The 23,072-nt window shown below is 70.9% G+C and carries 20 protein-coding genes; 13 read left to right on the top strand and 7 right to left on the bottom strand.

All coding sequences use genetic code 11. The features are described 5' to 3' along the window. Window positions 1–4: 4 nt before the first annotated feature. From OG965_RS24000 to OG965_RS24025, 6 genes are all read right to left on the bottom strand, one after another. Window positions 5–1,960 carry an APC family permease gene (locus OG965_RS24000; RefSeq protein ID WP_371654136.1) on the bottom strand — a complete coding sequence of 652 codons (1,956 nt, stop codon included), beginning with the start codon at window positions 1,958–1,960 and terminating at the stop codon, window positions 5–7. Between the two features lie 60 nt (window positions 1,961–2,020). After that, on the bottom strand, window positions 2,021–3,070 hold the full coding sequence (locus OG965_RS24005; protein ID WP_371654137.1) for a 2-oxoacid:ferredoxin oxidoreductase subunit beta: 1,050 nt from the start codon (window positions 3,068–3,070) through the stop codon (window positions 2,021–2,023). Further along, complete coding sequence (locus OG965_RS24010; protein ID WP_371654138.1) at window positions 3,063–5,000, bottom strand: 2-oxoacid:acceptor oxidoreductase subunit alpha; 1,938 nt, start codon at window positions 4,998–5,000, stop codon at window positions 3,063–3,065. The genes OG965_RS24005 and OG965_RS24010 overlap by 8 nt, the downstream gene beginning before the upstream one ends. Before the next feature lie 260 nt (window positions 5,001–5,260). Continuing rightward, the gene (locus OG965_RS24015; protein ID WP_371657037.1) at window positions 5,261–5,920 is read right to left on the bottom strand and encodes a LuxR C-terminal-related transcriptional regulator; all 660 of its coding nucleotides are present in this window, start codon (window positions 5,918–5,920) and stop codon (window positions 5,261–5,263) included. 383 nt (window positions 5,921–6,303) lie between these two features. Beyond that, window positions 6,304–7,611 (bottom strand): sensor histidine kinase, encoded by a 1,308-nt coding sequence (locus OG965_RS24020; protein ID WP_371657038.1) that lies wholly within the window; start codon window positions 7,609–7,611, stop codon window positions 6,304–6,306. 166 nt (window positions 7,612–7,777) lie between these two features. Next, a complete protein-coding gene (locus tag OG965_RS24025) occupies window positions 7,778–9,079 on the bottom strand; it encodes a sensor histidine kinase (RefSeq protein ID WP_371654139.1) in 1,302 nt (433 codons plus the stop codon). 312 nt (window positions 9,080–9,391) lie between these two features. Here OG965_RS24025 and OG965_RS24030 point away from each other — a divergent pair, with 312 nt between their 5' ends. The 13 genes from OG965_RS24030 (at window position 9,392) to OG965_RS24090 (ending at window position 21,589) form a co-directional block, all read left to right on the top strand. Then, the gene (locus OG965_RS24030; protein WP_371654140.1) at window positions 9,392–9,790 is read left to right on the top strand and encodes an NADH-quinone oxidoreductase subunit A; all 399 of its coding nucleotides are present in this window, start codon (window positions 9,392–9,394) and stop codon (window positions 9,788–9,790) included. Then, the gene (locus OG965_RS24035) at window positions 9,781–10,518 is read left to right on the top strand and encodes an NADH-quinone oxidoreductase subunit B (RefSeq protein WP_371654141.1); all 738 of its coding nucleotides are present in this window, start codon (window positions 9,781–9,783) and stop codon (window positions 10,516–10,518) included. Before OG965_RS24030 ends, OG965_RS24035 begins: the two co-directional genes overlap by 10 nt. Next, a complete protein-coding gene (locus OG965_RS24040) occupies window positions 10,515–11,726 on the top strand; it encodes an NADH-quinone oxidoreductase subunit C (protein ID WP_371654142.1) in 1,212 nt (403 codons plus the stop codon). The genes OG965_RS24035 and OG965_RS24040 overlap by 4 nt, the downstream gene beginning before the upstream one ends. Further along, a complete protein-coding gene (locus tag OG965_RS24045; RefSeq protein WP_371654143.1) occupies window positions 11,723–12,691 on the top strand; it encodes an NADH-quinone oxidoreductase subunit H in 969 nt (322 codons plus the stop codon). The genes OG965_RS24040 and OG965_RS24045 overlap by 4 nt, the downstream gene beginning before the upstream one ends. Next, the gene (locus OG965_RS24050) at window positions 12,691–13,314 is read left to right on the top strand and encodes an NADH-quinone oxidoreductase subunit I (protein WP_371654144.1); all 624 of its coding nucleotides are present in this window, start codon (window positions 12,691–12,693) and stop codon (window positions 13,312–13,314) included. Before OG965_RS24045 ends, OG965_RS24050 begins: the two co-directional genes overlap by 1 nt. Then, window positions 13,311–13,910 carry an NADH-quinone oxidoreductase subunit J gene (locus tag OG965_RS24055; protein ID WP_371654145.1) on the top strand — a complete coding sequence of 200 codons (600 nt, stop codon included), beginning with the start codon at window positions 13,311–13,313 and terminating at the stop codon, window positions 13,908–13,910. Before OG965_RS24050 ends, OG965_RS24055 begins: the two co-directional genes overlap by 4 nt. Further along, window positions 13,910–14,269, top strand: coding sequence for an NADH-quinone oxidoreductase subunit NuoK (nuoK, locus tag OG965_RS24060; protein ID WP_361392146.1), 360 nt, complete (start codon window positions 13,910–13,912; stop codon window positions 14,267–14,269). The genes OG965_RS24055 and nuoK overlap by 1 nt, the downstream gene beginning before the upstream one ends. Further along, window positions 14,266–16,320 carry an NADH-quinone oxidoreductase subunit L gene (locus OG965_RS24065; RefSeq protein WP_371654146.1) on the top strand — a complete coding sequence of 685 codons (2,055 nt, stop codon included), beginning with the start codon at window positions 14,266–14,268 and terminating at the stop codon, window positions 16,318–16,320. The genes nuoK and OG965_RS24065 overlap by 4 nt, the downstream gene beginning before the upstream one ends. A 27-nt stretch (window positions 16,321–16,347) precedes the next feature. Next, window positions 16,348–17,904, top strand: a complete 1,557-nt coding sequence (locus OG965_RS24070) for an NADH-quinone oxidoreductase subunit M (protein WP_371657039.1) — start codon at window positions 16,348–16,350, stop codon at window positions 17,902–17,904. Then, window positions 17,901–19,562, top strand: a complete 1,662-nt coding sequence (locus OG965_RS24075; protein ID WP_371654147.1) for an NADH-quinone oxidoreductase subunit N — start codon at window positions 17,901–17,903, stop codon at window positions 19,560–19,562. Before OG965_RS24070 ends, OG965_RS24075 begins: the two co-directional genes overlap by 4 nt. A gap of 173 nt (window positions 19,563–19,735) precedes the next feature. Continuing rightward, on the top strand, window positions 19,736–20,191 hold the full coding sequence (locus OG965_RS24080) for an MscL family protein (RefSeq protein WP_371654148.1): 456 nt from the start codon (window positions 19,736–19,738) through the stop codon (window positions 20,189–20,191). Window positions 20,192–20,339: 148 nt separating this feature from the next. Further along, window positions 20,340–21,203 carry a zinc metalloprotease HtpX gene (gene htpX, locus OG965_RS24085; RefSeq protein WP_371654149.1) on the top strand — a complete coding sequence of 288 codons (864 nt, stop codon included), beginning with the start codon at window positions 20,340–20,342 and terminating at the stop codon, window positions 21,201–21,203. Then, complete coding sequence (locus OG965_RS24090) at window positions 21,200–21,589, top strand: YccF domain-containing protein (RefSeq protein WP_371654150.1); 390 nt, start codon at window positions 21,200–21,202, stop codon at window positions 21,587–21,589. Before htpX ends, OG965_RS24090 begins: the two co-directional genes overlap by 4 nt. A gap of 226 nt (window positions 21,590–21,815) precedes the next feature. Here OG965_RS24090 and OG965_RS24095 read toward each other — a convergent pair whose 3' ends face one another. After that, the gene (locus OG965_RS24095; protein ID WP_371654151.1) at window positions 21,816–23,033 is read right to left on the bottom strand and encodes an APC family permease; all 1,218 of its coding nucleotides are present in this window, start codon (window positions 23,031–23,033) and stop codon (window positions 21,816–21,818) included. Between the last annotated feature and the right edge of the window lie 39 nt (window positions 23,034–23,072).

The following is a 23,072-nucleotide window of genomic DNA, read 5'->3' on the forward strand; positions in this document are numbered from 1 at the left end:
GGCCCTAGTCGGGCTGCGGCTCACGCCCCTCGTCCAGCGACCGCAGCGCCCGCGACACGTCGAACGGCAGCACCGTCACCGCCACCGACGGCAGCTGCTCCAGCGCCTTGGCCATCGCCTCGCCGGTGCCCCGGTGCAGCAGCCTGCCGAGGAAACCGGTGTACGTACGGTGCGGGACCAGCACCGTCAGCCAGGTCCGGCCGTCCTCGGTCGTCCGGGCCGCCAGCTCCTTCATGGCGTGCCGCAGCCGCCGGTCCGGGCACTCCACCACCTCCAGCGCCACCGTGGTCGCCGCCGTCGCCTCCCACCGCGCCGAGAGCCGCCGTGCGTGCGGCTCGTCGATCGCGAAGTGGACCGCCCGGATCTCGTCGGGCCGCAGCTCGTGCGCGTACCGCAGCGCCTTGATCGCCGCCAGGTCGAGCGTTTCCACCAGCACGAACACCAGATGGCGGCGGCCGTGCGGCAGATCGGCGCCGGGCGCCTGGAGGGTGTCGAGGGCCGCCGCCTCCCGCCGGTACTCCCGGTTGATCCGCGTCAGCGCCCACACCCCCAGCGGGAACACCACGACCACCAGCCAGGCGCCCTCGGTGAACTTGGTGACCGCGAAGATCAGCACGACGGCCGCCGACACCACGGCCGCGACCCCGTTGACGGCGACCTTCAGCCGCCGGTGCCGCTCGCGCCGCCGCAGGTGGTATGCCGTGAGCCCGGCCCCGGCCATGGTGAACGCGGTGAACACCCCGATCGCGTACAGCGCCACCAGCTTGTCGACGTTGGCGCGGGTCACGAGCAGCAGCGCCAGCGAGACGACGGTCAGCGAGATGATCCCGTTGGAGAATGCGAGCCGGTGCCCGCGCCGGGTCAACAGCCGTGGCAGGAACCGGTCCTCGGCCACGAAGCTGGCCAGGTAGGGGAAGCCGGTGAACGGAGTGTTGGCGCCGGTGTAGAGGATGAGCGCGGTCGCGAGCTGTACGAAGACGAGCCCGGCCGTGCCCAGCGCCCCGCCACCGAACGCGAAGTGGGCCTCCTGTGCGATGACGGTCGGGGTCCCGTCGCTGTACGGCACCGCGTGCGTGAAGTGCGCGAGCGTCGACACACCGAGCACCAGCACGCCCAGGACACAGCTCATCGTGATCAGCGTGCGGCGGGCGTTGCGGCCCTGCGGCTCGCGGAACGCCGAGATGCCGTTCGAGATCGCTTCGAGCCCCGTCAGCGACGACCCGCCGTTGGCGAACGCCCGCAGCACCATGAACAGCGACGCCCCGTACAGCCAGCCGCTGCCCGCGCCGCCGACCGGGATCGCCCCCGCCGCGTGCAGATCGGCGCGCGGCAGCCCCGAGGTGAGCCCGCGCGCGGCGGAGACGGCCAGCAGCAGCGCGACGGCCGCCATGAACAGATAGGCGGGCAGCGCGAACAGCCGCCCGGCCTCCCGCACCCCACGCAGGTTCCCGTACGCGAGGAACAGGACCACCCCGACGGAGATGGGAAGTTGGAGGTGGTCCATACCGGTCCAGCCGCCGCCCAGCAGGTGCGCGAGCGAGATGATCGCGTTGGTCCCGGCCGACACCTGCACGGCGACGGTCACGATGTAGTCGACGAGCAGCGCCACGGCCGCGATCTGCGCGACATCCGGCCCGAAGTTCTCGCGCGCCACGACGTACGAGCCGCCGGCCCGCGTGTAGATGGTGACGACATCGCTGTAACAGAGCGTCAGAAGCACCAGGACGAAGAGGATCGCCCCGGTCACAGGCATCAGCAGACTGAACGCCGCCGCCCCGACCACGGGCACCAGGACCCGCAGTATCTCCTCGGACCCGTACGCGGACGAGCTGATGCAGTCCGACGCCAGCACCCCGAGCGCGGTGCGGTTGTCCAGCTTCTCGTCGCCGATGCGCTCGGTGGTGAGCGGTTTGCCGAGCAACTGCCGTTTGACGCGGTACGCGAGACGGTCCATGGGCATATCAGTACGGGTGCCCGGCCGGGGGCCCGCGCAGACTCCCCGGCCGGTCGGCCCTTTGGGTCAGCCCGCGACGGTCCAGGTGTCGTTGCCGGTGAGGAGGGTGGTGAGGTCGCCCTTGCCGTGCTGCTCGATGGCGGTGTCGAGTTGGTCGGCCATCTGGGTGTCGTAGACAGGGCGGTCCACGGAGCGGAGGACGCCGATGGGGGTGTGGTGGAGGGTGTCGGGGTCGGCGAGGCGGGAGAGGGCGAAGGCGGTGGTGGGGGATGCTGCGTGCGCGTCGTGGACGAGGACGTCGGCGATGTTGTCCGGGGTGACGGGGACGATCTTCAGATCGCCGGTGGCGGGGTCACGGACAACACCCTTGGTGTTGTCGGCGCCGAACAGGATGGGCTGTCCGTGTTCGAGGCGGATGACCGCGTCCTGGGCCTGCTCATGGTCCTTGAGGGCTTCAAAAGCACCGTCGTTGAAGATGTTGCAGTTCTGGTAGATCTCGATGAGGGCGGTGCCGGGGTGGTCGGCGGCCTGTCGTAGTACGTCGGTGAGGTGTTTGCGGTCGGAGTCGATGGTGCGGGCGACGAAGGAGGCCTCCGCGCCCAGCGCCAGGGACACGGGGTTGAAGGGCGCGTCCAGGGAGCCCATGGGGGTCGACTTGGTGATTTTGCCGACTTCGCTGGTGGGGGAGTACTGGCCTTTAGTGAGGCCGTAGATCCGGTTGTTGAAGAGGAGGATCTTCAGGTTGACGTTGCGGCGGAGGGCGTGGATGAGGTGGTTGCCGCCGATGGAGAGGGCGTCGCCGTCGCCGGTGACGACCCAGACGGAGAGGTCTTGGCGGCTGGTGGCGAGGCCGGTGGCGATGGCGGGGGCGCGTCCGTGGATGGAGTGCATCCCGTAGGTGTTCATGTAGTAGGGGAAGCGGCTGGAGCAGCCGATGCCGGAGACGAAGACGATGTTTTCTTTGGCGAGGCCGAGTTCGGGCATGAAGCCCTGGACGGCGGCGAGGACGGCGTAGTCACCGCAGCCGGGGCACCAGCGCACTTCCTGGTCCGACTTGAAGTCCTTCATCGACTGGGCGGCCTCGGCCTTGGGGACCAGCTTGAGCGCCTCAGACATGGATGGCCTCCTTGAGGGCCGTGGCGAGCTGCTCGGCTTTGAACGGCATGCCGTTGACCTGCGTGTAGGACTGCGCGTCCACGAGGTACTTCGCGCGGATGAGGGTGGCGAGCTGGCCGAGGTTCATCTCGGGGATGACGACCTTGTCGAAGCGTTGGAGTGCTTCGCCGAGGTTGCGGGGGAACGGGTTGAGGTGACGCAGGTGGGCCTGGGCGATGGGTTCGCCCTGGGCGCGCAGGCGGCGTACTGCGGCGGTGATGGGTCCGTAGGTGGAGCCCCAGCCGATCACGAGGGTGCGTGCACTGTCCGGGTCGTCGATTTCCAGGTCGGGGACGTGGATGCCGTCGATTTTGGCTTGGCGGGTGCGGACCATGAGGTCGTGGTTGGCGGGGTCGTAGGAGATGTTGCCGGTGCCGTCTTGTTTTTCGATGCCGCCGATGCGGTGTTCGAGTCCTGGGGTGCCGGGGATGGCCCAGGGGCGGGCGAGGGTGTGGGGGTCGCGTTTGTAGGGCCAGAACACGTCGGTGCCGTCGGCGAGGGTGTGGTTGGGGGTGGTGGCGAACTGGACGCGCAGGTCGGGGAGTTCGTCGGTGTCGGGGATGCGCCAGGGCTCGGATCCGTTGGCGAGGTAGCCGTCGGAGAGCAGGAACACCGGGGTGCGATAGGTCAGGGCGATCCGGGCGGCATCGAGGGCGGCGTCGAAGCAGTCGGCGGGTGTCTTCGGCGCGACGACGGGGACGGGGGCTTCGCCGTTGCGCCCGTACATCGCCTGCAACAGGTCCGCCTGCTCGGTCTTCGTCGGCAACCCGGTGGAGGGGCCGCCGCGCTGGATGTCCACGATCAGCAGCGGCAACTCCAGGGACACGGCCAGTCCGATGGTCTCCGACTTCAGCGCGACACCCGGGCCGGAGGTGGTGGTGACGGCCAGCGACCCGCCGAACGCGGCTCCCAGCGCCGCGCCGATTCCGGCGATTTCGTCTTCGGCCTGGAAGGTGCGGACGCCGAAGTTCTTGTGCTTGGACAGTTCGTGCAGGATGTCCGAGGCCGGGGTGATCGGATACGAGCCGAGATACAGGGGCAGGTCCGCTTGGCGGCCCGCGGCGATCAGCCCGTATGCCAAAGCCAGGTTCCCGGAGATGTTCCTGTACGTACCGGTGGGGAAGGCCTTGGTGGCCGGGGCGACCTCGTAGGAGGCCGCGAAGTCCTCGGTGGTCTCGCCGAAGTTCCAGCCCGCCCGGAACGCGGTGACGTTCGCCTCGGCGATCTCCGGCTTCTTGGCGAACTTCTGCCGCAGGAAGCGCTCGGTGCCCTCGGTGGGGCGGTGGTACATCCACGACAGCAGCCCCAGCGCGAACATGTTCTTGGAGCGCTCGGCCTCCTTGCGCGGCAGGCCGAAGTCCTTCAGCGCCTCCACCGTCAGCGTGGTGAGGGGGACGGGGTGGACGTTGTAGGCGTCCAGGGTGCCGTCTTCCAGCGGGTTGGTGGCGTAGCCGACCTTCGCCATCGGGCGTTTGGTGAACTCGTCGGTGTTGACGATGATGTCCGCGCCGCGCGGCACGTCCGCGAGGTTGGCTTTCAGCGCGGCGGGGTTCATGGCGACGAGGACGTTGGGTGCGTCGCCGGGGGTGAGGATGTCGTGGTCGGCGAAGTGGAGCTGGAAGCTGGAGACGCCGGGCAGGGTCCCTGCGGGAGCGCGGATCTCGGCGGGGAAGTTCGGGAGGGTGGAGAGGTCGTTGCCGAACGAGGCGGTCTCCGACGTGAACCGGTCACCCGTCAGCTGCATCCCGTCACCCGAATCACCCGCGAAACGGATGATCACCCGATCAAGGCGCTTGACCTCTTTCTCACCCACGGGTTTGCGCTGCTCACCGAGGACGGCCTCATCGGCCCCGTCTGCCTGCTCGGCTGGCGTACTGACCTGGCTGGTCACTGAACTGGACCTCCCTGGGACGGGCTGCTCGGGCGCGTCCGGAGAACCGGTCGCTCCAAAGCCCACCCTACGTCGGTAAGGGTCGCCTTCCTTGGATGGATCGCATCCTGGACGCCCTTTTGAGATGGTCCAATGCCCCGGTTTGTCATATTTCAGTCGCCCCCCGGCTCCTTCTGGTAAGACGCCCCTCGGTCGGTCTTTAGTTGTAGGTCTCCAGCCGTCCGCAACCCTGCCGACTTGCCTGACAGGGTGTCAGGTGGTCAGGAATTGAGATAGGTCAGCACCGCGAGTACCCGTCGGTGGTCGCCCTCACTTGGGGAGAGGCCCAGCTTCAGGAAGATGTTGCTCACGTGCTTCTCGACGGCGCCGTCGCTCACGACCAGCTGTTTCGCGACCGCGTTGTTCGTGCGCCCCTCGGCCATCAGGCCGAGGACCTCGCGCTCGCGCGGCGTGAGGCCGGCCAGTACGTCCTGCTTGCGGCTGCGGCCGAGCAACTGGGCCACCACTTCGGGGTCCAGGGCTGTACCGCCCCGGGCGACCCTTACGACGGCGTCCACGAACTCCCTGACCTCGGCGACGCGGTCCTTGAGCAGATAGCCCACTCCGCGGCTGGAACCGGCCAGCAGTTCGGTGGCGTACCGCTCCTCCACGTACTGCGACAGCACGAGTACGCCCACGCCGGGGTACAGCTTCCGCAGCAGCACCGCGGCCCGTACGCCCTCGTCGGTGTGGGTCGGTGGCATCCGTACGTCCGCGACCACCACGTCCGGCAGCGCGTTCTGGTCGGCGAGCTCGCCGACGGTCTTGACCAGCGCGTCTCCGTCGCCGACCCCGGCGACGACGTCGTGCCCCCGGTCGGTCAGCAGGCGGGTCAGTCCCTCCCGAAGCAGCACTGAATCCTCGGCGATGACGACCCGCACCCTGTCCTCCACGATCTGCAGCCCCCCGGCTCGGCGTTGCTCGGCTCCCGCACGCCAGATGGCTGTGCGCACCCAGCATCCCAGCATCCGGACCGAGCTGCGCGGAATCCAGAAGGCGGGTTCGTTCTCTGTGAGCCGGTGGCGGGCTGAGCGCGCAGTTCCCCGCGCCCCTAAATGCGCCCCTCCGGGGCGCCCAGCGGATTGCCGCGCAGCGGCATTTTTAGGGGCGCGGGGCTGTGACATTTGCGGCTCCGCCGCGCGGGCGCGAGCAACCCAGCACGGTCCGCAGACGAGCGGGGGGTCCGGGGCGAAGCCCCCGGGAAACGAGCCTCCACCACCCACCGACCCCCGGAGGGTTTAGGGAAGGGGCGGGGAGGGGCAACTCACGCCCGCCAAGGCAGCTCCGCCGTCACCGTCGTAGGCCCACCCCGAGGCGAATCCACCACCAGAATCCCGTCCACCGCGTCCAGCCGCTCCGCGAGCCCCGCGAGCCCGGACCCGCCGTCGACCGTCGCCCCGCCCCGCCCGTTGTCCGTGACCTGGAGCATCAGCCGGTCCTGAGCCCGCCACACATCCACCCCGGCCCGGCTCGCCCCACTGTGCTTGCTCACGTTCTGGAGCAGCTCGGAGACGGTGAAGTACGCGATCCCCTCGATGGCCGGCACGGGGCGGCCCGGCAGATCCACCTCCACCTGCACCGGCACCGTGCACCGGGAGGCGACCGACGACAGTGCGGCGTCCAGGCCGCGGTCGGTCAGGACGGCGGGGTGGATGCCCCGGGCCAGATCCCGCAGCTCCTGGAGCGCCACCTTCACCTCGCCGTGCGCCGAGTCCACCATCCGCGCCGCCGCCTGCGGATCCTCGGTCAGCTTCTCCTTCGCGAGACCCAGATCCATCGCGAGGGCGACCAGCCGCGCCTGCGCGCCGTCGTGCAGATCCCGCTCGATGCGCCGCAGGTCCGCCGCGGACGTGTCCACGACCACGCCCCGGTCCGACTCCAGCTCCACCACCCGCTCCTCAAGGCGCGACGGCCCGAGCAGCCCGAAGAGCAGACCCCGGTCGACGTACGCGAACCCGCGGATGACCCACGGCACGGCGAGCGTGACGACCAGTCCGACCAGCACGGTCAGGGTGATCTCGAACGGCGAGTCCAGATAGAAGTCGTGCGTCCCGTCCCCGTACAGCTGGATTCCGTCCTGACCGGTGTACGTCGGGAACACCCACTGCCACAGCGGGTACGTCAGCAGCCCCCACCCGTACACCCACAGCGACAGCGAGACCACGAAGGAGAAGACCGCCCACGGGAAGTGCAGCACCGAGTACAGCAGGTGGCGCCACGAGACCCCGCTCTTCAGCACGGCTCCGATCCAGGCCATCCCGCGCTTGCCCCGCACGGGCTGCGGCGCGGCCACGGTCACGCCCAGCAGGGCCCGCGCCCGCTTGCGCTCCAGCGCGCCGAAGGCCCGGCATCCGACGAGTCCGGCGGCGAGCACCGGGATGCCGAGGAATGTGATCAGCAGCCCGGCGCTCAGCGACACCACGACGATGGCCCAGGTGAACATGACGATGCTGATCGGCAGGCTGAGCAGCAGATAGCCGAACTCACGGAACGTCCGGGCCTCCAGCGGCGCGCGCAGCGCCGGCGGAAGGAAGTGCTGCCGTGCAGGCCGCCGCCCGTACTCCGTCTCCATGATCATCGGTCCGTCCGTTCGTTTCCGCTGATGTGGCCGATGCGGTCCATGTACGCCCGGCCGCGTTCTCTTACGTACAAGACTGCTGGTCACGGCCGCCCCGGACCATGGAGCCGGTCACCGTCTTCGGCGGGGGGTTTTCCCTACCCCGGCTCCGGGGCCGGCCCTACTCCTTCGTCCCCCGGGCCCGCCACGGCAGCTCCGCCGTGACGATCGTCGGGCCACCCGGCGGGGAGTCGAGCACGAACAGCCCGTCCACCGCGCCGAGGCGTTCGGCGAGACCCGCCATGCCCGTACCGCCGTCGAGGCGCGCGCCCCCGCGCCCGTCGTCCTCGACCTGGATGAGCAGCCGGTCGCCCGCCCGCCACACCTCCACCGAGGCCGCCCGCGCGCCGCTGTGCTTGCTGACGTTCTGGAGCAGCTCGGAGACGGTGAAGTACGCGATGCCCTCGATCGCCGCCGCGGGCCTTTCCCGTACGTCCACCGTCACCTTCACCGGCACCGTGCACCGCGAGGCGACCGACGACATGGCGGCGTCCAGGCCCCGGTCGGTGAGGACCGCCGGGTGGATGCCCCGGGCCAGGTCGCGCAGCTCCTGGAGGGCGAGCTTGACCTCGCCGTGCGCCTCGTCGACCATCGCCGCCACGGTTTCGTCGGCCTGGCCCTCCAGGAGCTTCTCCTTGGCGAGGCCGAGTCCCATGGCGAGGGCGACGAGCCGAGCCTGCGCGCCGTCGTGCAGATCGCGTTCGATCCGGCGCAGATCGGCCGCCGCCGTGTCCACGACCACCCCGCGGTCCGACTCCAGTTCGGCGATCCGCCGCTCCAGGTCGTCCGAGGGCGAGAGCAGCGCCCGCACCATCGCCCGGTCGGCGTTGGTGAGCACCCGGGCGATGAACCCGAGCACCGGCCACGCCACGAACAGGCTGACCATCGTGACGCCGAAGGTCAGCACGCCCCAGGGCAGCCGGATGAACTCGTAGAGCACGTTCCGCCAGCCCACCGGGTCCTTCAGGCTCGTCCACAGCCAGCGCAGGGCCCCGCCGCGCGCGCCCTTTCGCAGCGCCCGGGCCGGAATCGGCGTGGGCTCGTCGATCCGTACGCCGAGCAGCGCGCGCGCCCGCGCGCGCTCCAGCTTGCCCAGCTGACGGGCGCCGACCAGACCGACCGCGAGCAGCGGCAGGCCGATCACGGTGACCGAGAGGCCGGCGCCGGTGAAGACCAGCACGGCCACGTAGACGAAGCCGATGAGCGCCATCGGCAGATTGGCGAGGAGATGCGCGATCTCCTTCCAGGTCTGCCGGTCGTAGGCGAACCGCGCGGGCGGCAGCCTCTCGTCGTCGGACGGCCGGTCGTACGACGGGTCGTGCGGCCGGTCGTGCGGCCGGCTCTGCGGTAGGTCGGGCCGCCGCCCGGGCTGTCGGCCGGATCGGCGGCCCGGCCGCTGCTCGTCGCGGAAGGTGCTGGTCATGAAGGCAAGCCTGCCGGGCCGCGCGGCCCGGCGCCATGGGGTAGCTAGGCGGGTTTCGCCTGGGGAAAACCCCACCCCCGGTGCCGCCCACGGCGTTCCGGGGCCACTCGCGCCAACGCGATCAGGTCACGCCCCGGGTCCTCTTCCGGACACGGGGGCGGTGCGCGCCGGGACACCGCCGCCCGGGCGCCAGGTGTGCAACCTGCGTGAGACACCTGCTTACGCCGTCCTTAGCAGGGCCTAGACTCCCGTGCGTACAGATCGTCGAACAGACTGCAACGACGCAACGAGGTCAGGGAGCGAGGGGCGGACGTGCCGGAACCGACCGTACGCCAACTGTCGGCGGACTACTTCCAGAGCTATTCGGTCGTCGGACTGCTCGCCGTCGTCGGCGTGCTCTTCGTCGCGGTGGCCTTCGGGGCCGGGCGCCTGCTGCGGCCGGTGGTCCCGACGCCGGAGAAGCTGCTCACGTACGAATGCGGAGTGGACCCCGTCGGCGAAGGCTGGGCGCACACCCAAGTGCGCTACTACGTCTATGCCTTCCTGTACGTGATCTTCGCCGTGGACTCGATCTTCCTCTTCCCGTGGGCGACGGTCTTCGCCGCCCCCGGATTCGGCGCGGCCACGCTGGTCGAGATGTTCATCTTCCTCGGCTTCCTGGCCGTGGGACTGCTCTACGCATGGAAGAAGGGCGTCCTCGAATGGGCGTGACGTCTCCGGATCCCCAGTTCCTGCCCACACCGAAAGTGGCCGAAAACGGCGCTCCGGCGCCCGCGGGGGCCTCGGTTGTGCAGGGCCAGCGCCTGGGCGTGCTCTCACGCCTGGCGCCCGAGCCGATGAAGGTGGTCCTCAACTGGGGCCGCCGTTACAGCCTCTGGGTGTTCAACTTCGGACTCGCCTGCTGCGCCATCGAGTTCATCGCGGCCTCGATGGCCCGCCACGACTTCATCCGGCTCGGCGTGATCCCCTTCGCGCCCGGCCCGCGCCAGGCCGACCTCATGATCGTCTCCGGCACGGTGACGGACAAGATGGCCCCGGCGGTGAAGCGGCTGTACGAGCAGATGCCCGAGCCGAAGTACGTCATCTCCTTCGGCGCCTGCTCCAACTGCGGCGGCCCGTACTGGGACTCGTACTCGGTGACCAAGGGCGTCGACCAGATCATCCCGGTCGACGTGTACGTCCCCGGGTGCCCGCCCCGCCCCGAGGCGCTCCTCCAGGGCATCCTCAAGCTCCAGGAGAAGATCGCCCGCGAGTCCCTGGCCGAGCGCTACGCCACGCAGGCGTCACCGGCGCAGCTCACCAGCGGTCTGGTGACGGCTCCAGCGGCTCCGGCGGCGCCGAGTGCGGACTCAGCTGATGGGGCTCGTGGGACTGAGGGGGCTTCCGGGGCCGCAGGGGCCTCCGAGAACGACACGCCGACGCCGGGGGCCGCGCAGTGACCGCGTACGACCGTCTGCCCGACGCCGTCACGGAGCTCTTCGGCGAGGAGGCCACCGCCGAGGAGGCGTACGACCTCCTCACCGTCGACGTCCCCGTCGGCTCCTGGATCCCCGCGTTGGAGATCGCCCGCGACAAACTGGGCTGCACGTACTTCGACTGGCTCAGCGCGGTCGACGAGCCCGGCACCGGCTTCCGCGTCTGCGCGCACGTCGTCTCCCTCGAAGGCCGCCGCGTCCGCCGCCTCCTCGTCCGTACGACCGTGCCGCACACCGCCCCCGTCCTGGCCTCGGCCGTCGACGTGTACGCGGGCGCGGGCTGGCACGAGCGCGAGACGCACGAGATGTTCGGCGTCACGTTCGAGGGCCACCCGAACCTGATCCCGCTCCTCCTCCCCGACGGCTTCGAGGGCCACCCCCTGCGCAAGGACTTCGTCCTCGCGGCGCGGGTCGCCAAGGCCTGGCCGGGCGCGAAGGAGCCGGGGGAGTCGGAGCACGGTGGGCCCAAGCGCCGCCAGATGCTCCCGCCCGGCGTCCCGGACCCGAACGAGTGGGGCCCCCTGAAGGGCCAGCTCCCGCCCGCCCCGGCCCGCACCCCGCGCGCAGCCGGAGACCGCCCGGTCCGCCGGACCCGTACGGTCACGGAGGGCTCCGCGTCCCAGGCCCCGTCGGCGGCGACAGCCGAGGGCGCCGCCGCGACCCCGCGCCGCGCCCGCAGCACGTCGCAGGGCTCGGCGTCCCAGACGGCACCGTCGACGGACCCGTCCGCGCCGGACGCACCGACGACCGGGACCCCGGCCACGGAGGCACCCGCTCCGGCCCCGGAGGCTCCCGCCCCGCGCCCGCGCCGGACCCGCAGCGCTACCGAGGGCTCGGCCTCCCAGGCCCCGGAGGCACCTCAGACCTCAGCGGCACCTGAGCCCCCGGAGACCGCACCGGCCCCGCCGCGCACCCGCAGCACGGACGCCCCCTGGAACAACCCGCGTCCGGCGTTCGACGGCGCCCCGGCGACCCCGGCGGCTGGCGAGCCCACCGAAGCATCGGAAGCCGCCGAAGCAACCGAAGCAACCGAAGCTGCGGAAGCCACCGAGGCGCGGCCCGCCGAATCCGACGGCCGTGGTCCCGGTACCACCAGCACCCAGCCCGAGCCCGAGCCCGAGCCCGAGCCCGACCCCGAAACCGACACCCCCGCCGGAGGCGAACCCGCGTGAACGACGCACTCGACGTCGCCCTCCGGCTCCTCGTCGTCTTCGCCGTGTTCCTGGTCCTGCCCCTCGTCATCGGGCAGACCGAGCACAAGGTCATGGCCCATATGCAGGGCCGCCTCGGCCCGATGTACGCCGGCGGCTTCCACGGCTGGGCCCAGCTCGTCGCCGACGGCGTGAAGTTCGCGCAGAAGGAGGACGTGGTCCCGGCCGACGCCGACCGCCGCGTCTTCCAGCTCGCCCCCGCCGTCGCGCTGCTCCCGTACCTCCTCGTCCTGGTCGCGATCCCCGTCGGCCCGAGCGAGGGCGCCGTCGGCCAAGTCGTCGACGCGGGGATCTTCTTCGTGCTCGCCGTCATGGGTGTCGGCGTACTCGGCTCGCTCATGGCCGGCTGGGCCTCGGCCAACAAGTTCTCCCTCCTCGGCGGACTGCGTACCGCCGCCCAGCTCCTCGCGTACGAGCTGCCGATGCTGCTCGCCGCCGCCTCCGTGGCGATGGCGGCCGGCACGGTCTCCCTCCCCGGCATCCTCAACGCCTTCGAGTGGTGGTGGCTGCCCTGGCAGATCGTGGGCGCCCTGGTCTTCTTCACCGCCGGGCTCGCCGAACTCCAGCGCCCGCCCTTCGACATGCCCGTCGCCGACTCCGAGATCATCTTCGGCGCGTACACCGAGTACACGGGTCTGCGCTTCGCCCTGTTCCTCCTCGCCGAGTACGCCGGGATCGTCGTCCTCTGCGGCCTCACCACCGTCCTGTTCCTGGGCGGCTGGCACGGCCCCTTCGGCGCCGACGGGCTCGGCTGGGTGTGGACGCTCCTCAAGACCGCGATCCTCGCCTTCGTCGTCATCTGGCTACGCGTCAGCTACCCCCGGCTCCGCGAGGACCAGCTGCAGAAGCTCGCCTGGACCACGCTCATCCCGCTCGCTCTCGCGCAGATCGCGCTCACCGGCATCGTGAAGGTGGCGATCAACTGATGGCTGCGTCGCTCCCGCCCGCCCGGCCCCGCATCCCAGGGTCCGGCTTGGTCAAGGGCCTCGCCGTGACGCTGCGCACGATGACCAAGAAGACGGTCACCGCGCAGTACCCGGACGTCCAGCCCGAACTCCCGCCCCGTACCCGCGGCGTGATCGGCCTGTTCGAGGAGAACTGCACGGTCTGCATGCTCTGCGCCCGCGAGTGCCCCGACTGGTGCATCTACATCGACTCCCACAAGGAGACGATCCCGGCCGCCGCCCCCGGCGGCCGCGAGCGCAGCCGCAACGTCCTCGACCGCTTCGCCATCGACTTCTCCCTCTGTATGTACTGCGGTATCTGCATCGAGGTGTGTCCTTTCGACGCGCTGTTCTGGTCGCCCGAGTTCGAGTACGCGGAGACGGACATCCACGAACTCACCCACGAGCGCGACAAGCTCCGCGACTGGATGTGGACCGTCCCGGCCCCGCCCGCCCTCGACCCGGCGGCCGAGGAGCCCAAGGAGATCGCCGCGGCCCGCAAGACGGCAGAGAAGCTCGCCGCCGCAGAGGCGGCCGCCGAGGCCACCCCGGCAGCAGAGGCGGCCACCGAGACCGCCACCGAGACCGAGGAGGGCCAGGCATGATGCTCCTCGCCAGCGGTCACCACCCGGTGCACCACGGCTTCCTCTCCCCGACCGGGGTCGAGATCGCGTTCCTCCTCGTCGCCGCGGTGACCTTCGGCGCAGCCGTCCTCACGGTCACGACCAAGCAGCTGGTGCACGCCGCCCTCTGGCTGGTCGTGGCGCTCGGCGGCATCGCCGTCGAGTACCTCCTGCTCACCGCCGAGTTCATCGCCTGGGTGCAGGTACTGATCTACGTCGGTTCCGTCGTGGTCCTCCTCCTGTTCGGACTGATGCTCACCAAGGCGCCGATCGGCCGCTCCCCGGACGCCGACTCGGGCAATCGTTGGGCCGCCCTCGTCGTCGCCCTGGCCGCCGCCGGCTCCCTCCTGTGGGTCGTCGTGGACGCCTTCCGTACGACCTGGATCAACCTCGACGGGCCCGGCCAGGGCTCGACGAAGGTCTCCGGCTCGATCCTGTTCCGCCACTGGGTGCTGCCGTTCGAAGCGCTCTCCGTCCTCCTCCTCGCCGCCCTCGTCGGCGCGATCGTCATGTCCCGCAAGAGCGGCGACGCGGACGGTGCCCCCGGCGACGCCCCCCGAGACAAGGAGCAGCGCTGATGCACCTGATCTATCCGGCCGTGCTCGCCGTCCTCCTCTTCTGCACCGGTGTGTACGGAGTGCTCGCGCGCCGCAACGCGATCCTCGTCCTGATGTCCGTCGAGCTGATGCTCAACGCCGTCAACCTCAACCTCGTCGCCTTCGACGTCTGGCTGCGCGACACCCTCCACGCCGGACAGGCGCTCACCCTGTTCACCATCGCCATCGCCGCCGCCGAGATCGGCATCGGCCTGGCGATCGTCCTGGCGGTGTACCGCAACCGGGGCACCGCGGACATCGACAAGCTCCGTGACACCGCCGAGGGCTCCGGCCCCGACGACCCCGCCGCCCCGGCACAGAAGGCTGAGGCCGCCGCGTGACCACCACGACCCTCGCCGTCCTCGTCCCCCTCCTTCCGTTCCTGGGCGCGGCCGCCGGACTCCTGCTCGGCCGCACCGCCCCCGGTTACGTGCGCCCGCTGGCCGTACTGCCGACCCTGGCCGCGTTCGTCCTCGCCGTCGTCGTCGCCGTGGACCAGGGCGGCGGCAAGTCGATCGACGCGTCCAGGCGGCTCACCCCGACCGGGTCCGTCCCGGTCGACCTCGCCCTGCACCTCGACGGCTTCGCCGTCCTCGTCGCCGTACTGGTCGGCCTGGTGGCGACCTGTGTGCAGCTGTATTCGACCGGGTACCTGCGCGACGACCCGCGCTACCCCTCGTACGCCGCTCTCGTCTCCCTCTTCACCTCCGCGATGCTGCTCGTCGTCTACTCCGGCGACCTGATGCTGCTGCTGGTCGGCTGGGAGATCATGGGCATCTGCTCGTACTTCCTGGTCGGCCACTACTGGGAGACCCCCGAGGCGCGCGCCGCCTCCCTCAAGGCCTTCCTGGTCACCAAGCTCGGTGACGTCCCCTTCCTGATCGGTCTGTTCGCACTGGCCACCGACGCCGGTACGTTCCGGATCACCGGGGTCGTCCAGGCCGCCCTCACCGGCGGGATCGACCACCCCACGCTGATCGCCCTGCTGCTCCTGGCCGGTGTGGCGGGCAAGTCCGCGCAGTTCCCGCTGCACACCTGGCTGCCCGACGCGATGGCGGGCCCGACCCCCGTCTCCGCGCTGATCCACGCCGCGACGATGGTCGCGGCCGGCATCTACTTCGTGGCCCGTCTCCTCCCCGTCTTCGCGGCCTCGGCGGCCGCCCTGACCGTGCTCGCCGTGATGGCCGCCGTCACGATGGTCGGCTCGGCGCTGGCCGCCCTCGCGCAGGACGACATCAAGCGCGTCCTCGCCTACTCGACGATCGGCCAGCTCGGCTACATGTCCGGCGCCCTGGCCGTCGGCGACCGCGGCGCCGCCGTCTTCCACCTCCTCTCGCACGGCGCCTTCAAGGCGCTGCTGTTCCTCGCGGCCGGCGTGATCATCCACGCCGCCGGCACCAACTCGCTGTCCGCCATGTCCCGCATGGACGGCCTCGCCAAGCGCATCCCCGACGCGTACTGGACGATGACCGTCGCCCTGCTCGCGCTCGCCGCCATTCCTCCCTTCGCCGGCTTCTTCTCCAAGGAAGCCGTCCTGTCGGCGGCCGAGCACACCGCCCTCGGCCACAGCACGGTCGCCCCGCAGGGCACCGGCTGGATCGTGCTGATCGCCGGTCTGCTCACCGCCCTGCTCACCGCCGCGTACGCCACCCGCCTGTGGCTGATGGCCTTCCGCGGCAAGGGCGCCCCGGCCCCCGACCACGGTCGCCAGCCCGTCGCGATGAACGCCGTGCTCTGGGTGCTCGCGATCCCGTCCATCGGCTTCGGCCTGACCACCGGCTACCTCGACGACTGGTTCGACGGCCACGCGCTCACCCCGGCCCTGACCACCTCGGTGCTCTCGACCGGCGTCGCCCTGGTCGGCGGACTCGTCACGTACGCCACCTGGCGGCACACCAGCGCCCTGGCCGCGCGCACCCCGATCGGCGCGGTCGCCGCCCACCCGGAGGCGGACGGAGGCCTGGTCGAGGAGGAGGCCATCGCCAGCCACGCCCCGGCCTACGGCGACATCGCCCGCCCGTCGCCCGACCACCGCCCCTCAACGAGCGGCTCCGCCGCGCCCCTTCTGGATGCATACGACCCGGCCGACCCGGGCCGACTGCTGCTCGGCCCGCTGCACCGCCACGCGGTCACCGGCTTCCACCTGGACGCCTTCTACCGGACGCTGTTCGTCCGCCCCGTGCTCGCCGCCGCCTCACTGGTCCGCTTCCTGGACCGCGAGGTCGTCGAGACGTACGTACAAGGCGCGGGCGCCCTTCCCCGCTGGCTGGGCGCGGCCGTGCGCAAGGCCCAGACCGGCAATGTGCAGACCTATCTCAGCGCGCTGCTCGCGGGCTCCGCCGTCCTGGCGCTCGTCGCCGTCGTCCTTGCCAACGCCAACGCCGGATCGTGAGCCGTGATTGATATCAGCGCGTCCGTGATGCAGTTCCTTCTCGCGTTCATCGTGGCCGGCCCGCTCGTCGGCGCGGTGGCGGCGCTGCTGCCCGCCCCGCCCGGACTGAAGGGGAAGTCGCCCGGCCAGGCCGTGCTGCGCCACGGCGTGACGGTCACCGGCGCGATCCTGCTCGCGGCGATCGTCCTGGCACTCGGCTTCGACCGCGACCACCCGTCGAAGATGCAGGCCACGACGGACATCAAGTGGATCCCCACGCTCAACGTGCGCATCCACCTCGGCATCGACGGCATCTCACTCCCCCTTCTCGTCCTGACCGCGCTGCTGACCTTCCTGTGCGCGCTGTACAGCTACTTCAAGATGCCCGCGGGCCCGTCCCCGAAGGCCTTCGTCGCTCTTCTGCTCGTCCTGGAGTCCGGCACCCTCGCCACCTTCGCCGTCCTCGATCTGCTGCTGTTCTTCCTCGCGTTCGAGATGGTCCTCATCCCGATGTACTTCCTGATCGCCCGCTGGGGCGGCGACCAACGGCAGGCCGCCGCCTGGAAGTTCATCCTCTACACCCTGCTCGGCTCCGTCGTGATGCTGCTCGGCCTGCTGCTGATCGGGCTGAAGACCGGCACCTTCGACATGGTGGCACTCGCCACTGACAACGGCCGGGGGATGACCACATCGGTGCAGGTCATCGCCGTTTTGGCGATCGGGATCGGGCTCGCGGTGAAGACCCCGATGTGGCCGCTGCACAGCTGGCTGCCGGACGCCCACACCGCCGCGCCGACCGTCGGTTCGGTGCTGCTGGCCGGTGTGCTGCTGAAGATGGGTACGTACGGATTCGTCCGGATCGTGCTGCCCATCGCCCCTGATGGAATGCACCGGTTCGCCCCGTATCTGGCGGCCTTCGCCGTCGCCGGGATCATCTACGGATCACTGGCCTGCCTGGCCCTGGCCAAGCGTGGCAACAAGGGCGACCTGAAGCGTCTCATCGCGTACTCCTCGGTCGGCCACATGGGCTTCGTGCTCCTCGGCATCGCGAGCATGACCCCCACCGGCGTCAACGGCGCGCTCTTCGCGAACGTCGCCCACGGCCTCATCACCGGCCTGCTCTTCTTCCTGGTCGGCGCCCTCAAGGACCGGTACGGCACGGCCGACCTGGACACCCTCTCCGGCGCGACCGGCGCCGCGCTCTACGGCCGGGCCCCGCGCCTGGGCGGCCTCCTGGCCTTCGCGGCGGTCGCCTCGCTCGGACTGCCGGGCCTCGCCGGGTTCTGGGGCGAAATGCTGGCCATGTTCGGCGCGTTCGACCCGGCCGACGGCCTCAGCCGCTCCGCGTTCCTCACCTTCATGGCCATCGCGGGCGTCGGCACGCTGCTCACCGCCGCGTATCTGCTCGTCGTCGTCCGCCGCGTCTGCATGGGCACGCCGGACACCCAGCCGCAGGAGCCCCGGCTCGTGGACGTCCAGGGGTACGAAGTCGCCGCCTGGAGCCCGCTCGTGGCCCTCACCGTCCTCGCCGGCCTCTGGCCCGCGGTCCTCCTCGGCCTCACCGATCCGGCCGTCCACAAGCTCCTCGCAGGAGGCAAGTCGTGACCGTGGCCGCCGCAAGCGCCCCAGCCGTCACCGGCGCCGCAAGCGTCGTCCAGTCCGTCGACTGGCTCGCGATCGCCCCGCCGGTGATCACCGCGTCCGTCGCGCTGATCGTGCTGGTCGCCGACCTGTTCCTGCCGCAGAAGCGCAAGCCGCTGCTGGGCGGGATCGCGATCGCCGGGCTCGGCGCCGCGCTCCTCCTCCTGATCCCGCTCCACAAGTCGACGCGCTCGACCTTCTGCCTCACCACCAACCCCGAGGCGTGCAGCTACACCGTCGACCGCTTCACGCTGGTGCTCCAGTTCCTGGTGCTCGGCGGCGCCCTGCTCACCGCGCTGCTGTCGATGACGGAGCCCACCGAAAGCAAGGAGAGGCTGCCCGCGGGCGAGTTCTGGTTCCTGCTGCTCTCCTCGGCCGCCGGCGCCGCCCTGCTGCCCGCCTCCCGCGACCTGGCCACCCTGGTCGTCGCCCTGGAGGTCGCCTCGCTGCCGGCCTTCGCGCTCGTCGGCCTCAAGCGGGGCGACCGGCTGTCCTCGGAGGCGGCTCTCAAGTTCTTCCTCTCCTCGGTGACCGCGACTGCGGTGATGCTGCTCGGCGTCAGCTTCGTGTACGCGGCGACCGGCACCCTGCACCTCACCGAGATCGCCAACCGCCTGGCCGACGTGCCCTACCAGCTGGACACCGTCGCCCAGACCGGCGTCGCGCTCACCCTGGTGGGCTTCGCCTTCAAGACGGCCGCGGTCCCCTTCCACTTCTGGGTCCCCGACACCTATGTGGGCGCGCCGCTGCCGGTCGCCGCCTACCTGTCGGTCGTCGGCAAGGCCGTCGGCTTCTCCGGCCTCATCCTGGTGGCCGTCATCGCCTTCCCGGCGTACGCGGACGTGTGGGGCCCGGCGCTCGCGGTCGTCGCCGCGCTGACGATGACCGTCGGCAATGTGGGCGCGCTGCGCCAGTCGGCCACGCGCGCGTACAGCGCGGTCCGCCTGCTCGCCTGGTCCTCCGTCGGTCAGGCCGGCTACCTCCTGGTGCCGATCGCGGCCGCGGGCTACTCCAGCGACGCCCAGGTCGGCGCGACCGTCGCGTACGCCCTGATGTACGCCGTGGTGAACCTCGGCGCCTTCGCGGTGGCCGCGCTGGTCGCCCGTACGCGGCCGCTGAACCGTATCGCCGACTACCGCGGCCTGTACGCCGAGCGCCCGTTCGCGGCGCTCGCGCTCGGCTTCTTCCTGCTCTGCCTGGCCGGTCTGCCGCCGGGCATCATCGGCCTGTTCGCCAAGGTGACGGTCTTCTCGGCGGCGGTCGACGCGGGCCTGGGCTGGCTGGCGGTCGTCATGGCGTTCAACGTCGTGATCGCCCTGTACTACTACCTGCGGTGGACCGCCGTACTGTTCCGCGCGCCGGAGGAGGTCGAGGCGCCCGTGGAGGGCGCGAAGGCCGTGGTGGCGGGGACCGGGACGGCGTCGGCAGGCGCCGAACCGGGCGGGGCCATGGGCGCCGGTTCCGGTGGCGCTGTGGGTGCCGGAGCCGCGGGCGTGTCCGCCGCGCGCCCCCGGGTCCCGGCCCCGCTCACGCTCGCCATCGCGCTCACCGCGCTCGCCGCCATCGCCCTGTCGGGCATGCCCCAGGTGGCCCTGCACTTCGCGTCCATCAGCCTTTTCTGACTTTTCTGACCTGGTCGCCCCAGGCCCGGCTGGTCCATCGGGGCCACCGTTCGCGCAGCGGGTTTGAACTCAGGTGCCCGGACAGGGCAGTGTCGTACACGCGTACGTGTGCGCACGCGTGCCCGGACGGCGAACGGCCGGTCGGGCAGCCGGAGACGACTAGGAGCGAGCAGTTGCTGAGCGGGTTCAAGGACTTCATCCTTCGCGGGAACATTGTGACGATGGCCGTCGGTCTGGCCGTCGGATCGGCGTTCACCGCCGTGGTCACCGGCTTCAGCACCGCCTTCATCACACCGCTCATCGGCCTCGCCACCCGGTCGACGGGCGACTTCACCACGGCGACGTTCAAGGTCGAGGGCGTCGAATTTCCCTACGGGAAATTCATCAGCGCGGCCATCGCCTTCGTGATCACCGCCGCGGTGCTCTACTTCCTCGTCGTCATCCCGATGATGAAGGTGCAGGCGCGGCTCGACCGCGACAAGCCGGTCGACATCAAGGCCGCCCTGCGTGACTGCCCCCGCTGCTACAGCCAGATCCCGGGCATCGCCACCCGCTGCGCGCACTGCACCACCGAGCTGGAGCCCGACCCGAAGGCCCTGGAGGTCGCCGGACTGCCCGTGCCGCGCTGACCCACCCGTACGGAGTAGGGCGCCCTCCAGCGCGCACAAGGGAACCAGCGGTCCTCGTCTGGCGTTGACCAGTACGGGAGCGTCCACTGGAAAGTGGAAGGACCATCAGGCAAAGGGTTCCCCTGCCGCACCATTTGGAGGGCGTACCGTGCACCGCCGGCACAACGGGTTGAGGACTGCCGTCCTTCTCGGAGGACTGTCCGCGCTCATCATCGTCATCGGCAGCTTCTTCGGGCGTACGGGGCTGATCGTCGCGCTGTTCGTGGCGCTGGGCACCAATGCCTACGCGTACTGGAACAGCGACAAACTGGCCCTGCGGGCCATGCGCGCCCGCCCGGTCAGCGAATTCGAGGCCCCGGCGCTGTACCGGATGGTCCGCGAGCTGTCGACGGCCGCGCGCCAGCCCATGCCGCGCCTGTACATCTCGCCGACCCAGGCGCCGAACGCCTTCGCGACCGGCCGCAACCCGCGCAACGCGGCGGTGTGCTGCACGGAAGGGATCCTGCAGATCCTCGACGAGCGTGAGCTGCGCGGCGTGATCGGCCATGAGCTCAGCCATGTCTACAACCGGGACATCCTGATCTCGTCGGTCGCCGGAGCGCTCGCCTCCGTGATCATGTTCCTGGTCAATTTCGCCTGGTTGATCCCGGTAGGCCGGTCCAACGACGACGAGGGCCCGGGCATCGTCGGCATGCTGCTGATCATGATCCTGGGGCCGCTCGCGGCGTCCGTCATCCAGCTGGCGATCAGCCGCTCGCGCGAGTACGAGGCGGACGCGTCCGGCGCCCAGCTGACCGGCGACCCGCTGGCCCTGGCCAGCGCCCTGCGCAAGCTCGACGCGGGCACCAAGCAGCTGCCACTGCCGCCCGAGCCGCGGATCGAGACCGCGAGCCACATGATGATCGCCAACCCCTTCCGCCCGGGCCAGGGTGTCTCCAAGATGTTCTCGACACACCCGCCGATGGCGGAGCGCATCGCCCGACTCGAACAGATGGCAGGTCGCCGCCCATGAAGACAATCCTCAACGTCATTTGGCTGGTCCTGTGCGGCTTCTGGATGTTCCTGGGCTATCTGCTCGCGGGCGTCCTGCTCTGCATCACGATCATCGGCATCCCCTTCGGCCTGGCCGCCTTCCGTATCGGCCTCTACGCGCTCTGGCCGTTCGGGTACACGGTCGTGGAGCGGCAGGACGCGGGCGCCGCGTCGTGCATCGGCAATGTGCTCTGGCTGATCCTGGCGGGCTGGTGGCTGGCGCTCGGCCACATCGTCACGGGCTTCCTGCTCTGCATCACGATCATCGGAATCCCGCTGGGCATCGCGAACTTCAAGCTGATCCCGGTCTCGCTGCTCCCGCTGGGCAAGCAGATCGTGCCGACGGACCAGCCGTTCTACCGGTAGCCGGACCAGGTTTTCCACAGGCAGTCGACAGAGATCACGCAGGTCAGAGCGGTCTGGGGCGAGCTCCGGACCGATTGTCAGTGGCGTGGTCCACCATGGAGCCATGACCGAGAACGAGATGGAGTCCCGGGCTTTTCCCGCGACTTTCCCCGCGGGGTCCAGCGGCCGAATATGAGGCCGCGGCAGCCGTAGCGCGCCGTGGCCTGTCGCCGCGGCCCGTGCGGCCTCAGCGCCGCCGCACGGCGTACGCGACCGCCCCCACGGCCAGCACCGCGCTGCCCGCCACCACTGACGACGGTGGCAGCGCGAAGGCGAGCAGCAGACACCCGGCCAGCCCGCAGGCCGCGAGCAGCCGCCCGCCGCGGCCCGGACCGAGCGTCCAGGCCGACGCGTTGGCGATCGCGTAATAGACGAGCACGCCGAACGACGAGAAGCCGATCGCCCCGCGCAGATCGGCCGTCGCCGCCAGCACCGCCACCACGGCGCCCACCGCGACCTCCGCCCGGTGCGGCACCCGGAACCGGGGGTGCACGGCGGCCAGCGTGCCCGGCAGATGGCCGTCCCTGGCCATCGCGAGGACCGTGCGCGAGACCCCGAGCACCAGCGCGAGCAGGGACCCGAGCGCGGCGACCGCCGCCCCGACCCGCACCACCGGCACCAGCGCCGGCGCGCCCGCCGCCCGCACCGCGTCGGCGAGCGGCGCCGTCGCCTGCCCCAGCCCGTCAGCGCCCAGTACGGAAAGGACAGCGACCGCGACACAGACATAGACGGCCAGCGCGATGCCCAGCGCCAGGGGAACGGCGCGTGGGATCGTCCGGGCCGGATCGCGCACCTCCTCCCCGAGCGTGGCGATCCGGGCGTACCCGGCGAACGCGAAGAAGAGCAGCCCCGCCGCCTGGAGCAGCCCCGCCCCGCCCCCGGACAGCCCGACGTCCAGGTGCCCGGCGGCGGACGACCCCAGGCAGGTCGCGACCACCGCCGCGAGGACCGCGAGCACCAGCGCCACGATCGCCCGCGTCAGCCACGCCGACTTCTGCACACCCCCGTAGTTCACGGCGGTCAGCGCCACCACCGCCGCGACCGCCACCAAGTGGGCCTGCCCCGGCCAGACATAGGCGCCCACGGTCAGAGCCATCGCCGCACACGAGGAGGTCTTGCCGACGACGAACGCCCAGCCCGCCAGATAGCCCCAGAACGGCCCGAGCCGCTCCCGCCCGTACACATAGGTGCCACCGGACGCGGGATAGCGGGCGGCGAGCCGTGCCGAGGCCATGGCGTTGCAGTACGCGACGGCCGCGGCCAGCGCCAACGCGGCCAGCAGCCCGGTTCCGGCCACCTTCGCCGCGGGGGCGAGCGCGGCGAAGACCCCGGCCCCGACCATCGAGCCGAGCCCGATGACCACGGCGTCGAAGACGCCGAGGGTGCGGCGCAGTTCCTGTGTCATGCGCCGCACCCTAGCCACCGGTGCAACCGCGCTCCGGAG

Origin of the sequence: Streptomyces sp. NBC_00224, from assembly GCF_041435195.1 — a bacterium.
Taxonomy (GTDB): Bacteria; Actinomycetota; Actinomycetes; order Streptomycetales; family Streptomycetaceae; genus Streptomyces.